The sequence below is a fragment of the Moellerella wisconsensis ATCC 35017 genome (assembly GCF_001294465.1).
Lineage (GTDB): Bacteria > Pseudomonadota > Gammaproteobacteria > Enterobacterales > Enterobacteriaceae > Moellerella > Moellerella wisconsensis.
In genome coordinates, this window is record NZ_LGAA01000027.1 from 26,782 (window position 1) to 41,830 (window position 15,049).

At 39.0% G+C, this 15,049-nt stretch carries 14 protein-coding genes; 4 read left to right on the forward strand and 10 right to left on the reverse strand.

Going from position 1 to position 15,049, the window contains the following annotated elements; genetic code table 11:
• Positions 1-3: 3 nt before the first annotated feature.
• From aas to gpt, 7 genes are all read right to left on the reverse strand, one after another.
• On the reverse strand, positions 4-2,148 hold the full coding sequence (gene aas, locus M992_RS13815) for a bifunctional acyl-ACP--phospholipid O-acyltransferase/long-chain-fatty-acid--ACP ligase (RefSeq protein WP_053909114.1): 2,145 nt from the start codon (positions 2,146-2,148) through the stop codon (positions 4-6).
• 87 nt (positions 2,149-2,235) lie between these two features.
• Complete coding sequence (gene aroL / locus M992_RS13820; protein WP_053909115.1) at positions 2,236-2,748, reverse strand: shikimate kinase AroL; 513 nt, start codon at positions 2,746-2,748, stop codon at positions 2,236-2,238.
• Positions 2,749-2,936: 188 nt separating this feature from the next.
• Positions 2,937-4,190 carry a glutamate-5-semialdehyde dehydrogenase gene (gene proA, locus M992_RS13825; RefSeq protein WP_053909116.1) on the reverse strand — a complete coding sequence of 418 codons (1,254 nt, stop codon included), beginning with the start codon at positions 4,188-4,190 and terminating at the stop codon, positions 2,937-2,939.
• A gap of 15 nt (positions 4,191-4,205) precedes the next feature.
• Positions 4,206-5,309, reverse strand: a complete 1,104-nt coding sequence (gene proB / locus M992_RS13830) for a glutamate 5-kinase (RefSeq protein WP_053909168.1) — start codon at positions 5,307-5,309, stop codon at positions 4,206-4,208.
• Between the two features lie 113 nt (positions 5,310-5,422).
• Positions 5,423-5,824 (reverse strand): sigma factor-binding protein Crl, encoded by a 402-nt coding sequence (gene crl / locus M992_RS13835; protein ID WP_053909117.1) that lies wholly within the window; start codon positions 5,822-5,824, stop codon positions 5,423-5,425.
• Positions 5,825-5,921: 97 nt separating this feature from the next.
• On the reverse strand, positions 5,922-7,172 hold the full coding sequence (frsA, locus tag M992_RS13840; protein WP_053909118.1) for an esterase FrsA: 1,251 nt from the start codon (positions 7,170-7,172) through the stop codon (positions 5,922-5,924).
• Between the two features lie 300 nt (positions 7,173-7,472).
• Positions 7,473-7,931 (reverse strand): xanthine phosphoribosyltransferase, encoded by a 459-nt coding sequence (gene gpt, locus M992_RS13845; protein WP_053909119.1) that lies wholly within the window; start codon positions 7,929-7,931, stop codon positions 7,473-7,475.
• Between the two features lie 265 nt (positions 7,932-8,196).
• Here gpt and pepD point away from each other — a divergent pair, with 265 nt between their 5' ends.
• Positions 8,197-9,657 (forward strand): beta-Ala-His dipeptidase, encoded by a 1,461-nt coding sequence (gene pepD, locus M992_RS13850; RefSeq protein ID WP_053909120.1) that lies wholly within the window; start codon positions 8,197-8,199, stop codon positions 9,655-9,657.
• A 115-nt stretch (positions 9,658-9,772) separates the two neighbouring features.
• Here pepD and dinB read toward each other — a convergent pair whose 3' ends face one another.
• Positions 9,773-10,828, reverse strand: a complete 1,056-nt coding sequence (gene dinB, locus M992_RS13855; RefSeq protein WP_053909121.1) for a DNA polymerase IV — start codon at positions 10,826-10,828, stop codon at positions 9,773-9,775.
• 421 nt (positions 10,829-11,249) lie between these two features.
• Between dinB and M992_RS13860 the strand changes: the two genes are divergently transcribed.
• The 3 genes from M992_RS13860 (at position 11,250) to M992_RS13870 (ending at position 13,357) form a co-directional block, all read left to right on the forward strand.
• Entirely contained in the window at positions 11,250-11,525 is a 276-nt protein-coding gene (locus tag M992_RS13860; protein WP_053909122.1) for a DUF4282 domain-containing protein, read from the forward strand.
• A 407-nt stretch (positions 11,526-11,932) separates the two neighbouring features.
• Entirely contained in the window at positions 11,933-12,862 is a 930-nt protein-coding gene (locus tag M992_RS13865; RefSeq protein WP_053909123.1) for a glycerophosphodiester phosphodiesterase family protein, read from the forward strand.
• Positions 12,863-13,144: 282 nt separating this feature from the next.
• Positions 13,145-13,357 carry a CsbD family protein gene (locus tag M992_RS13870; protein ID WP_047255360.1) on the forward strand — a complete coding sequence of 71 codons (213 nt, stop codon included), beginning with the start codon at positions 13,145-13,147 and terminating at the stop codon, positions 13,355-13,357.
• Positions 13,358-13,611: 254 nt separating this feature from the next.
• Here the strand turns inward: M992_RS13870 and nqrM are convergent, their stop codons facing one another.
• Positions 13,612-13,839 (reverse strand): (Na+)-NQR maturation NqrM, encoded by a 228-nt coding sequence (nqrM, locus tag M992_RS13875; RefSeq protein ID WP_047255361.1) that lies wholly within the window; start codon positions 13,837-13,839, stop codon positions 13,612-13,614.
• 23 nt (positions 13,840-13,862) lie between these two features.
• Positions 13,863-14,894, reverse strand: a complete 1,032-nt coding sequence (locus M992_RS13880) for an FAD:protein FMN transferase (protein WP_053909124.1) — start codon at positions 14,892-14,894, stop codon at positions 13,863-13,865.
• Positions 14,895-15,049: the final 155 nt, after the last annotated feature.

Consider the following 15,049-nt stretch of genomic DNA (forward strand, 5'->3'; position numbering starts at 1 on the left):
AATTTAGTCCTGTTGGGCCATTTTTTTCAAGCTAACAAAATCTGGTTTACCACTTCCTAATACCGGTAACTCTTTGAGATAGCGAATATCTCGAGGAACGGCTAATTCGGTCAATCCCTTCTCTTTTGCCGCTTGAGAAAGTGCGGAGCGATCTAATGATTTATCGGTAGTAAACAGGACTAATGCTTCGCCTTTGCTACTATCCGGTTTCGTCACCACTGCATGATGTGCATCTGGCGAAAGCAGGAAAATCATTTGCTCAATACTTTCTAATGACACCATTTCACCCGCCAATTTAGCAAAACGTTTGACTCGTCCACGAATAGTACAATAGTTTTCATTATCTAAAGCGACGATATCCCCAGTATCGTACCAGCCTGGTTCACTAACGCCTTGGGCATTTTCGGCCGCGGGTGGTTCAATCACACCCGGCGCTTCAACCCGCAAATAGCCTTTCATAATATTCGGGCCTTTAAGCTGTAAACGTCCAGCATGTTCAATTCCAGAAACAGGTAATAAACGCGCTTCCATCGCTGGCAATATCTGCCCTACAGTGCCTTCTTTGGCCGCCATAGGCACATTAATCGACACAATAGGGGCACACTCAGTCACGCCATAACCTTCTAAAATGCGAATGCCAAATTTATCGAACCACAATTTTTGGGTGCTATCGGCCAATTTTTCAGCCCCCGCCACCACATAACGTAAACGCGCAAAATCATACTGATGGGCGAAACGAGCGTAGCTGGCGAGAAAAGTAGAGGTTCCAAATAGTATAGTGCAATTTTTATCGTACACTAATTCAGGAATTACTCGATAATGCAGTGGGCTTGGATAAAGAAAAATTCGACTGCCTGAAAATAATGGAATAAACAGACCAACGGTTAAACCAAAAGCATGAAATAAGGGTAAAGAGGACATAAAACGATCGCGAGGTGTAAAATCAGCGATAGTTTTTACCTGTTCCACATTTGCCAATAAACTCGCGTGGCTATGTACCACACCTTTTGGCGTCCCTTCTGAGCCTGAAGTAAATAAAATCATCGCTTCATCCTCAGGCTTACGTGGCAGCATGGCTTTATGCGGTGACCAAAGATGTTTCACTATCCATATTTTATCTTGCCAAGTAACGGTATCTTTTAAATCTTCGAGATAAATCCATTCGGCTTCAGTCACTTGCTGTGGCAGGGCAAGCAAATTACCTTTCTCTAAAAATTGCCGTGAGGTAAAAATAACTTTAATTTCAGCCGCCTTCAGCGCATTACTGATACCATGGCTTCCCGCAGTATAATTCAGCATGGCAGGAACTCGACCACGCATTAATGACCCGAAAATAGCGGCAACAGTAATAGTTGCATTCGGCAGTAATAGGCCAATTCGTTGATTTTCATCGCTATATCGCTCAACAATTCGCCCTACGCCCAACACTTTTTTTAATAATCCCTGCAAGCTGTCTTCTTTCAGCGCAATATCTTCAATACAAGGTTTATGCCGACCATAACGAGTAATGCTGTCAAGGAATGCCTCCACCAGCGTTTGATGTGGACGACAAGCCATACGAGCGTTTTTCATTATTTGATATAACTGCTCGCCCGCTAATCGACGGCGTTCGGCGGAGCGCTGTGCTTGTGGCATCTCTATCGTCTGTGCTGGTAGGATAGTTAAGGTGATTTTTGGCAACCACTGTAGTTTAATAATTCCTTTTAAGCGGCCAAAGTGACTACGCTCAGCGCCATCAATACGGATAGGTACCACCTTTGCCCCAGATTTTGCCGCCACAAAGCCCGCTCCATCATAAATTTTCATTAATGAGCCATGAATGCTGATCCGCCCTTCAGGAAAAATTACAATTGGACGACCTTTAGCAACTTCATAGACTAAATGTCGGATCCCCATCGGGCTTGTCGGATCTAAAGGTACAATATCGGCGTAAGGTTTTAGCAACTTGATCATTTTCGGGGTAGCAATAGAAGAGTACACCGCAAAAACCGGTTTTACCGGCAAAAAAAGTGCCAACAGAATACCGTCTATAAAAGAAACATGATTTGGAGTAATTAAACATTTATCTTGATATAGTGCGTTTTTATCTCCTTTTATTGTAATTCTAAATAAAAAACGCAGCACTGCTGTTACCACTTTTGCCAGCATAATGTATCTCTATAAGTTATTTTCTAATCCTAAGATTACCGCATATAAATGATCACTTTAGCGGATTTGTCTTAAATCTAGTGCCTATCAAACTGATAAATCACCCGTAAGCTGTATTAGCTGACGGACTATTGTCTCGACGGGCATTTGTGCATCGATAATATGGTGAGCAGTTGATAGATACAGAGGCTCACGGGTTGCCATGACCTCAGATATTTCGTCTAAGATAGATTTTCCCGTTAGGCTTGGGCGCTGGTCTGCTTCAGGCGCGGCACTTAAGCGGTCAGCGAGAACATCAACGCTAGCATTAAGATAAATAACAGTACCGGTATCTCTCATAAATTGCCGATTTTCTGGCGCTAAAATAATTCCTCCCCCTGTAGATATCACGCTAGGTAATTGAGATAATGAGGTTAATATCTCCGTTTCTAACTGACGAAACTGATCCCAACCGTTCAATTTAACGAATTCAGCAATCGTCATTCCTGCCCGCTGAAGGATCAACGCATCAGTATCGATAAATGGATAGGATGCAGTCTCTGCTAATCTTTTGCCTATGGTGGTTTTTCCTGCCCCTCTAGGGCCAATAATATAAAGCATCGCTATCTATTCCATACCTGTTAATGTGGCTAATAACCGCTACTTAATGATTTTAATTGATAATTCTCATTTATTACTCAGCCAATAATATGACTGTTTTTACACTTATCAATAATAAAAATAAAGCCACACATATTAAGTGTGGCCTAATTTACGTTATTTCATTTTATGTTAACTAAAAATGGTGACTACGGACGGATTAAATCGTCACCGTAGCCAATCCATTTATAGGTAGTCAAAGCATCAAGCCCCATTGGACCCCGAGAATGTAATTTTTGAGTACTAACAGCGACTTCCGCACCTAATCCAAATTGACCACCATCGGTAAAACGAGTGCTGGCGTTAACATATACCGCCGCTGAATCTACCCGCTGAACAAAGTAATCGGCCTGACGAATTGATTGGGTTAAAATAGCATCGGAATGTGCTGTCCCAAAAGTACGAATATGCTGAATAGCCGCATCGATATCCGCCACAATTTCAACATTTAAATCCAACGATAACCACTCATCAACTAAATTTTCTGCGGTTACTGGAAGCACCGTCGCCGGCCCCTCTTGTAAATAGTTCATCGCTGCTGGCGTAGCATGTAAAGTCACTTGCTGTTCAGCCATAATTTGACTTAAACGAGGTAATAAATCCGCAGCAATAGCTTGATGAACCAATAATGTCTCTAACGAATTACAAGCGCTCGGACGCTGAACTTTGGCATTAATAATCACCTTTAAAGCTTTATCAAAATCTGCGCTCTGATCAACAAAAGTATGACAAACACCAATTCCACCAGTGATCACCGGAATGGTTGATTGCTCACGGCATAATTTATGTAACCCGGCACCACCACGCGGGATCAACATGTCTATATAGCGATCAAGTTTCAGCATTTGGGTGACTAATTGGCGGTCTGGATTATTAATCGCCTGTACCGCAGCAGCCGGTAATCCACAGCGTTGTAACGCATCTTGAATCACTTTGACTACGGCTAAATTAGTATTATGAGTCTCTTTACCGCCTCGTAAGATCACTGCATTGCCGGTTTTTAAGCACAGTGCTGCAGTATCAACCGTTACATTGGGACGAGCTTCATAAATCACACCGACAACACCGAGCGGCACACGACGGCGCTGTAAATTAAGCCCGCTATCCATTTGGTTGCCATCAATAATTTGGCCTACTGGATCAGCTAATTGACAAACTTTTCTGACATCATTAGCGATAGCTTGTAAACGCTCAGGGGTTAGTAATAAGCGATCTTGTAAAGCGCCACTCATACCACTTTCTTGCGCCTGTTGCATATCTAGCTGATTCGCCGCTAGAATTTCTTCACTCTGAGAATCTAATGACTGTGCAATTTGCAGTAGTACGGCATTTTTTTGTTGTGTGCTCAGCTCTGCAAGCTGCCAAGATGCTTCACGAGCCTGGCTTCCCATTTGTTCTAACATAATTATCCTACTAGCTTAGCCTACAATCATATCGTCACGATGCACGGCGACATCACCATGTTCGTACCCAAGGATCGTGGTAATTTCTTGAGAGTGGTGCCCTGCAATCATCCGCAATGCATCGCTGTTATAATGTGTAACGCCATGGGCGAGATCTTTTCCGGCCATATTGCGAATACGGATCACCGCTCCACGCGAAAAATCGCCTTCAATTTTCTTGATCCCTTTTGGCAATAATGAGCTGCCTTTTTCGATAATCGCTAATTGTGCGCCATCATCGACATAAATATCACCTGCGGCTGGGGCACCAAAAATCCAACGTTTACGGTTTTCCATCGGGTTTTTTTGCCCGTAAAAACGTGTGCCTACCGGCGTATTTTCGATAACCGCACCAATCACCCCCGGCTTATTACCAGCAGCAATAACCACATCAATACCCGCGCGGCCGGCAACATCGGCTGCTTGTATTTTTGTCGCCATCCCCCCCGTCCCTAAGCCAGAAACACTTCCGCCCGCCATTTGACGTAACTGATCATTAATTTCATACACTTCGGGGAGCAATTTAGCCTGTGGATTACTGCGCGGATCAGCGTCGTATAATCCTTCAATATCAGTCAACAATAAAAGTTTATCCGCATCGGCTAAAATTGCGGCTAACGCCGATAAATTATCATTATCACCGACTTTAATTTCTGCGGTTGCCACGGCGTCATTTTCATTAATTACCGGAATAATTCCATTATCTAATAACGCGTGCAGCGTATCACGCGCATTCAAGAAACGCTCACGGTCTTCTAAATCTGCACGCGTTAATAACATTTGCCCGATATTAATTCCATAAATAGAAAATAGACGCTCCCATAATTGAATTAAACGACTTTGACCTACCGCGGCCAGCAGTTGTTTAGAGGCTATTGTCGCCGGAAGTTCGGGATAGTTTAAATGCTCTCTACCGGCGGCTATCGCACCAGAGGTCACGATAATAATTCGATGACCTTGTTCATATTGCTGTGCACACTGTCTAACAAGCTCAACAATATGGGCTTGATTTAAACGACGTGAGCCTCCTGTTAGCACACTGGTGCCCAGTTTCACGACCAATGTTTGGCTATTATTCATCATTTTTCTGCCATTAGGATAATTAAAAAAAGTGTTTATCTGTTTTAACAGCTGAGAGGCATTATGCCAACAGGCATAATGCAAAATTACAAAAAAGTTGGTTTAAAACAAGTTTATGCGATTAATTTAAGTCTAAATTTTGTCATTTGGGGAGAAGGCAATAATTTTAACTCGAGGGTATCAAACACGGTGCAAAGACGTTGATGAAAATCTTGAATATTTTGTTCAATAGGAGATAACACTTCATGGTTATCTAGTGGCTCAGCTTGCCAATGACCTTGATTATCGTATCGTCCTAGCTGGTAGCGGTAGACAAACTCACTGTCTGTTTTTTCTAAATCTAGCCACCATCCCCAAAATTCACGCGTTTCTGGTTCTATTTTAGTGTTAATACATACCACTAAACTATCAAAGAAATATTGATCATTTTGGCATTTTAGCGCCCGTAGATAAGGCCCTAAATCTATAAATTTTTTCAAATACTTGCCATTTGAATAGTCGAAAGGTAGTGCCATTAGGGATCTCCTGTTATGAGATCCCTTTGTAACAAAAGTTAAAAAATAAGCAAGTTATAAATAAAATTTAACTATATAAACTAATATATCTATTAGTTTAAAAAATTTTACTCACTATCCAATCAGTGGTTTCGCGTAACGCTTTTTGATAGCTTTCAAATACAGGGTGACTCGGAAGTGACAGCAAATCACTATCAACCGAAGAACGCATGATCAATAATGATTCTTCACGCGGGCTATAAATATCATCTTTCCAATGTACAGACATAAATGGAACTGGACAACGACGGCCTAATAATCCCTGATTTTTTAATGAGTAGCAGCTGAGTTCATGACGCAAAGCTAGCCCATCGACTTGATAAATACCAAGACGACTGGCAAAAACATCTAATTCCATTTTTGGCAATGTATATTGACGTTTTTCATCATTTAATAAACTATGTACTATCGGCCCTAGCACCGCGACAGCCTTGATCTTCGTCGGTTCCATATAGGCTAATCGCAGCGCAATATTAGCGCCAAAGCGTACCCCAACAACACCAAATCGAGTGTGATCAATCCAAGGGATATTAACCAGTTGATTAATAATCTGTTGGTGTAATGTACTGGTTTCTTGGGTCAGTTTCTGTTTAATAGAATAACCAATAGACGGCATATCCAGTGTCAGCATCGCTATTCCTTGTGGCTGTAAATAATCACGAAAATAGCGACAATAATCAATTTGTAAGCTATCTAATGCCCCACACATCAATACTGTCGGAAAGGGTCCTTGACCTTCGCTTGGCACATGTAAAAAACCGCTAACCTCTTTTCTATCCTCAAGCTTAAACGTTAGTTTTTTTAATTTATAACTGGAGAATTTAGCGGCATTATCATAAGCCTTATAAGCTAATACTGTCGCTTGATCGGCTAACTCATCGCCTTTAATAAACGGATACGCGGCGATACTATAGAGATTTGCCGCCCGTAACCAAGCATTATGGGCATCAGGACCCGTTTCATACTGTAACGCTTTTTGCTGCCAATACATCGCCTGATGAGACCATTCAAAACACCAATTACCCGGCCGATTACCAATCACCGTATCTAACATTTTATCATCGCTACGTTGAGCGTCAGATACGGCAATTCGGCTTAATATTTCTTCAATCTCTAACGGGGTAATACCTCGCCAAATCCACATTAAACGATTAATCATGCGATACCAACCCGTATGCTGTGAACCACTCAGGGCTGACTGAGTATTCATTGAGTTTCCAGTAAAATCACAATATGAAACCAATGTGGATGTTTCAGTCTGCTTAATTTTGGGTTTAAACAGTTTTTCAGACAAGTTTTGCTTAATCATCGTAAGACCATAAATAAGATTGTGAATTGCCCACAAAAAAAGGGATGCTTGCGCATCCCTTTTAAATTTAATTCTGTGTGCTGATAATAAATAATAAAACAGCCAACCTATCGATAATGTCGAATATGACCGTGTATTTACTTATTTATTGCTGCCACAAGCTAAGAATACGCCTGCTTATGATAACGGGTTTATCTGAACTTAATAAGCCTCAAATCAAATCAGTTACACTTTCAGTGATTATATGCGAATTATTAAGCTGCGTTGATCGAATTATAATACCAAGCAAAATCGCAATATTTATTGTTCACATAAAGGCTTTAAGAAAGCCACACCCATATCCCATGGCTGTTCAATCCATGTGTTTTGTGGGATATCGACGACATAATCATCGACCAATGGCCGTCCTTCTGGCTTAGCGAAGATAGTCACAAAATGTGCTTTAGGATACATATCACGGATAGCTTTCGCAGTACCACCAGTATCAACTAAATCATCAACTACGATATAACCTTCACCATCACCTTCAGCACGTTTAATCACTGTCAGTTCTCGTTGATTATTATGATCATAGCTGGAAATACAGACGGTATCGATATTACGGATACCCAATTCGCGGGCAAGGAGAGCACCAGGAACTAAACCACCACGGCTAACAGCAATGATGCCTTTCCATTGTGTGGCTGGCAACAAACGTTGCGCCAGTTTGCGGGCATGTATTTGCAACATATCCCACGTAACAACATATTTTTCACTCATAAGATTCGGGTCCCAACAGCTGAGAGATTTCAGAACGTGTTTGCGGAAAAAAGGTTGCGCGAGATTATAGTGATTTGAGCCGCTAAAAACCAGCGAAAACCGCCCATTTCTTTATATTAATCTTATTTACCTTGTCAATAACCGGTAAGAAAGTGATATGCTGAAGGTATTGAACTCAGGGACAGAATAACTGTGTTCCTGCGGCTTTATTCAGCATAATTTGCTAAAAACATAAAAAAACTGATGCAGTCTAAGGAGATTGATCTTGTCTGAACTTTCCCAATTAAAACCACAGCCATTGTGGGATATCTTCGCAAAAATTTGTTCAATTCCTCATCCTTCTCATCATGAAGAAGCGCTTGCATCGCATATTATTCAATGGGCTAAAGATCAAGGCCTTCATGTTGAACGCGATCAAACCGGAAATTTATTAATCCGTAAACCTGCTACTGCGGGCTATGAAAACCGTAAACCGGTGGTTTTGCAAGCACACTTAGATATGGTGCCACAGAAAAATAATGAGACTGAACATGATTTTACTAAAGATCCTATTCGTCCATATATTAATGGCGATTGGGTCACTGCCGACGGTACAACATTAGGCGCTGATAATGGTGTTGGTATGGCTTCAGCACTGGCTGTTTTAGCCGATAATAGCGTTGAACATGGCCCGTTAGAAGTACTGTTAACCATGACCGAAGAGACCGGGATGGACGGTGCCTTTGGATTACAACCTAACTGGCTGCAAGCCGAAATATTAATTAACACCGACTCAGAAGAAGAAGGTGAAATTTATATGGGTTGTGCTGGTGGTGTTGATTTTACAGCAAATTTCGCCCTCACTCGTGAAGCTATCCCTGCCGATTATCAAACTTTCACCCTGACATTAAAAGGCTTAAAAGGTGGACACTCCGGTGGCGATGTTCATTTAGGCTTAGGTAATGCGAATAAACTTCTGGCTCGCTTTTTAGCCGGTCATCAAGATGATTTAGCCCTGAAACTATTGGAGTTTAAAGGCGGAACTTTACGCAACGCTATCCCACGTGAAAGCCATGCAATCATCGCCGTTCCAAGCCATAAAGTGGCCGAACTCTCCGCCCTAAGAACCCGATATGAAGATATCCTAAAAAATGAACTCGCAGCCGTTGAACCGAATTTAATCTTAGTATTAGAAGAAACAACAACTCAGCTCAAAGCCATTAATGCTGATTGCCAATCTCGCTTTTTATTCTTCTTAAATGCGGCACCTAATGGTGTTATCCGTATGAGTGATGTGGCAAAAGGCGTGGTGGAAACCTCATTAAACGAAGGCGTTGTTGAAATGACTGAAGACAATGCGAGCGTAATTTTTCTAATTCGTTCATTAATTGATAGCGGCAAGAATTATGTTGTTAACATGCTGACTTCATTATCTAAATTAGCCGGTGCTGAATTTAAAGCGGAAGGTAGCTACCCAGGTTGGCAACCAGATGCTGATTCACCAGTTATGCACCTTGTACGCGATACTTATAAAGATTTATTTGGCAAAGTACCGAACATCATGGTTATCCATGCGGGTCTAGAGTGCGGTTTATTCAAAAAACCTTACCCAGAAATGGATATGGTTTCTATCGGACCAACCATTCGTGGAGCGCATTCACCGGATGAGCGTGTTCATATTGAAAGTGTGGGGCAATACTGGACCTTATTGACAGCGATTTTAAAAGCTATCCCCGTCAAAAATTAAATTATTTTCGCTGTATTTCAGTCCGAATATTAACTATCAAATACAGTAAACACACTCAATTATCAAAAGCACACCGAAATATGTGTGCTTTTTTAGTCTCAGCTATAAAAATTCATCATAATTCTAACAATAACTGGCGTTCAATTTGCGGGCTTTGTAATGTAACATGTAATCCTAGTAAGCGAACTCCCCGCCCTTCTCTACGACAGTTCCATATTTGCTGAGCAATATTCAATAAATCTGTCTTATCCAATAGTGGATAAACATGCTCTTGCGTAGTTTGTTGAAAGTCAGAAAATTTCATTTTCACTCCCTGACGCGCAATTCTTAAATCCGTTTTTACTTTGGCTAAACGGGTATGAAGTTCTTGAAATAAAATATCAAGCAAGCTAACGCACTCTTGCCAATCAAAAATATCCTGCGCCAAAGTTCGCTCCACCCCTACTGATTTACGTAAACGATCTGGCTCGATAGCTCGTTCATCTATTCCATGGCTACGTTGCCATAATACCTGACCAAATTTGCCAAGTTTTTTACTCAGCATCAGCCTATCTGAACGCTGGACATCAAGGCAAGTTTCTAATCCCATATCCGCTAGCCTCTGCGCAGTTACCTTTCCCACGCCAGGAATTTTTCTCAATGGTAAATTAGCAACAAATGAATCAATTTGTTCTGGTGAAATCACAAACTGGCCATTGGGTTTATTCATATCAGAAGCTATTTTAGCTAAAAACTTCACCGGAGCTATGCCTGCAGACGCAGTTAGATTCAATTCAGTAAATATTTGCTGGCGAATAGCCTGCGCAATTAATGTGGCAGAACCTTGGCAATGAAGGCTATCAGTTACATCTAAATAAGCTTCATCGAGAGAAAGAGGTTCAATAAGATCGGTATAGCGAGAAAAAATTTGTCGAATTTGTAGTGAGGCTTGCTTGTAGACCGCCATGCGTCCAGCAATAACTTTTAGCTCAGGGCACAAACGTAATGCCATCGCAGTTGACATAGCACTGCGAACGCCAAAACGACGAGCTAAATAATTGGCGGTACTGATCACCCCACGTCTATCTGCACTTCCACCGACTGCGATCGGCAAATCACGCAATGAGGGATCATCACGCATTTCAATAGCCGCATAAAAGCAATCCATATCAACATGAATAATTTTACGCACATCAACCTCAGTAACCAATCATCAGCAACAAAATAACTGGTTAAATATACAGTTAATCTACTATATGTGCAATTTCAATCGTATAAAAAAATATCTTTAATATTAAATAATAAAATTCCTATATTAGAGATAAATACTTTAATGATTGTCATAAAAAGGTAAAATCAGATAAATATAACAATAAATATCAAATATAAGAATAATTAACGTTTAATGGATCAGGTAGATTAGTTTTATAACTTACTTATTAACAAAAAGTAGAATAATGCAATCAACCAAGAGAACTTAACTCAAATTATTTTCAATATGGAATAGGAATAATTTGACTTTCTGTGCTACATTATAATGGCTATAGGTTATATTAATACTATAAAAATGCGACTAAATAAAAATCAGATAAAACAATGATAAAGGAATAAATATGTTAAAGAATCTACTCACCTTCGAAAATATGGTAACACCTAAAATAATAAATATTATTTATTGGATTGGTTTACTCAGCGTAATAATTACTGGATTATTTACCATGAGTGGTGGCCCTTATAGCCCAATGACATTTCAGACCTTTATTGTTGGTCTTATCTCTATCGCTCTAGGCGCATTATTTACCCGTATTTTTTGTGAGATGATTATTGTTGTATTTAATATATATTCAAAATTAAAAGAAATTAATGAAAATCTAAAAAATAAAATCTAATTATTATTTTATTCCAACGGATGTTTTATTCACTAAAACATCCATTATTTTTACTTATCATTATAAATGACTTATCTCTTAATCTGCTTTTAAAGTATCTATATTGTAATCTTAAACATAAAAAATTAATTAAACTTTAATTATTATTTAATCTATTTCAGTTAATATCAATTACATCATTAATATTAACTAAGTAATAAAAATAACTCTCCATACAGTTCTTTTTTATGAATAAACTTAACCTATGGTATCCATTTTAAAAGTTACTCCTAAATTATTCTAATTAAGCCGTATAATCATTAAAAATTGAGCACTAAAAGATTAAATGGGTTATAAAAATCTAAGCATTATTTTTAACTATTTAAAATATAAGCTACGCATAGATAATACATCAAAGGAAATTATTAATGGATAAAATAATCAAAATCACGATACAAAAAGGATTTACTGTGTGCTTATTTCTTTTAATCGGCTTTAGTGCCATAGGCGCATCACGATCCCCTGAAATTGTAGCGCATCGCGCTGGAACAGCTGATGCCCCAGAAAACACCTACCTAGCAATTGATACCGCGCTAAAAAATCATGCTGATGCTATTTGGATCAGTATTCAATCAACCAAAGATGCTAAATTTGTTCTATATCGCCCTAGTGATCTCAATGCATTAACAGATATGAGTGGTCAAATTTCCAGTTATACGGCTAACGAATTAAAAAAGGCCAATGCAGCAATTAAATTTAATAATAAAAATAAAACTAAATATACGCTTCCTATTACGGCAATCCCTGAATTACAAGAAACATTACGACGCTACCCCGCAACTCAATTCTATATTGATTTAAAATCACCGGATACAAATGCAACATTTCAAGCCAAACAATTATTCAACGTTCTCAACAAAACTAATGCATTTTCTCGTACTCGCTTTTATTCCACTAACAGTAATTATATTAATGCATTAACGACTCTATCAGATAAAATCCAAGTGTTTGAAAATCGAGATGAGACACGAACTATTTTGGCAAATAGTATTATGGAGCATTTATGTGAATTACCTAAAGCTCAAATAACCGCTTCTAATGCCGGAAAAAAACGCTGGTATGGTTTTGAATTACGTCGCAAAGTGGAAGTTGTAGAGCATTATACGCTCGGTGAAGCACGCTCTCCGGCAACATTAATTTGGGATAAATCTGCCATTGAGTGTTTCAAAAAAAATGATGATGCCTATATTATGCTATTTGGTATAAATACTCTTGAGGATTACCAATTAGCGAAACAATTAGGCGCTGATGCAGTCATGGTTGACTCGCCAAAATTATTCTACACATCAAATAAATAACAAAAATAATTACCTCCGTAGGGATATCAATGTTGGTTAATCTAGTCATTAATTTATGACAACAGATTTATTTTAAATATCTCTACAATTCATTTCTGACAATCATCATTTAATGCTTTTGCAACTTATCACATTGACGATATATTATTACCCTAGTGCCATTTTGATAAAATAAAACTAACTTAGTTTATTTTATTGCTAAGCCTGATTTATTTTAATCTATTATGTTAGGCTAGTAGGCGATGACTTATCCATCGTATCGATTAATGATAAATAGGAGTCATGATGAAAGATAAAATTGCAGGAGACTGGAATTTAATTAAAGGTCATATCATTGAAAAATGGGGAAAACTAACTAACAACGAGTTAGATATTATTGATGGTACCCGTGAACAGTTGATAGGTAAATTACAACAGCATTACGGTTATTCATTTGAAGAAGCCGATGAAGAAGTCCGTAAATGGGAAGGTGAAAATCCGTATCCATGGAAGTAATTAATTATTATTTCTCAGCCTTATGTCAATCAACATAAGGCTGTCGAAACAAATTCATTATCATAATCGACCAAAAACTTGCCTCCCTTACTGATTGAATTATCAATGTTCAGGGAGAATAATGAAGAAATAAAAGTTCCAGAAGAATAAGTTAAGAGCAATAGTCAGCAACTTAGTTGCTATTAATGTGGATATCACTATTTATCTACCATCACCAACAATAATAGCCTAGGCAGCTAACTAAGCAGCAATAATTAAACAATCCTATTCTTAGCTAATTTTGCCTGCCGAGCTTCTTCGCGAGCCATACGTTTTTTACGCGCATCACAAGGCTCAGGGCAATCACATACTTTATCAACCCCTATGCTGCTTAACCCACCGCAGCTTCCTTGAATACTCTTACGCTTAATAATATAACCCAACGACATTCCTAAAAATGCCAGTAGGAAAAAGATAAAGGCAGCGACAAATACCTCTAACATTGCAGTTTCCTCTCTATTTAAATTTAGGATTTTTTCTGTAAATAAGGTTCAAAAGCCTTAGTATAACGCTCTTCAAAACCATTTTCTGTTTTGATAATCATAAAAACAGGGATATTCAGTTCCTCTGCAACTTTTAAACCTTCCACTGGGCCGAGAACATTTAGGCCGGTAGAAAATCCATCTGCACTCATGCAAGAAGGAGCTAATACGGTAATTGATACTAAATTATGTACAATCGGTTTTCCGGTTTTAGGATCGATAGTATGAGAAAAACGGACACCATCCTGTTCAAAGAAATTACGGTAATCACCAGAAGTAGCAATTGAAGCATCTCCTGGTTCAATAATTTCTTGTACACTTTGATCTGTACCGTTAACTGCCGGTTTTTCAATCGCTATGCGCCAAGGAACATCCTTACCATTTTTGCCTTTAGTTCGAACTTCACCACCAATATCAACCATATAGTTATTAATATTTTGTGATTCTAAATATTCAGCCACTACATCGACACCATAGCCTTTGGCAATTGATGATAAATCGACATACAGTTCAGGTATGGTTTTAATTAAGTTATTACCTTGAATAGATAATTTTTCAATGCCAATCCATGCACGGCGTGCCGCTAACTGTTCATCCGTGGGTTCTTTAGTAACACGGCCTTCTGGACCAAAGCCCCATAAATTAACTAAAGGCCCAACAGTGACATCTAAAGCACCTTGAGTCAGCTTGTTAATCCGGATCGCTTCTTCGACTACTTTGGCCGTGGCAGCAGAAACAGGAAACGGTGTATTTACTTCGCGGAATTGATTAAACCTACTGAGTTCAGAATTAGGCCGATAGGTCGACATCTGGTCATTAACTTCTTCAAGTAAATCATCAATTTTGGCCTGAATACTTTCAGTTGACGGAGAGGCGCTATCAGAAACATATTTTATGGAATAGTAAGTCCCCATCGTTTGGCCTTGCAGATTTTTTTGTTCAGGCCCACCACAAGCACTCAGTAGTATAATAGAAATAAATACAACTATCGGTCCTAATAATTTTTTTCTCAGCATAATTTTTCTCGGGCTCAGTATATTTTCTACGATATAAATTTGTCGGTATATTACTGCTTGCGCTATAAGTTATATCTTCGGTTATCAGTTTAATATCCTTATCTAGTTGATATTCTATATCTTACTAAGCATCACTAGCATTAGATCACTAGCGC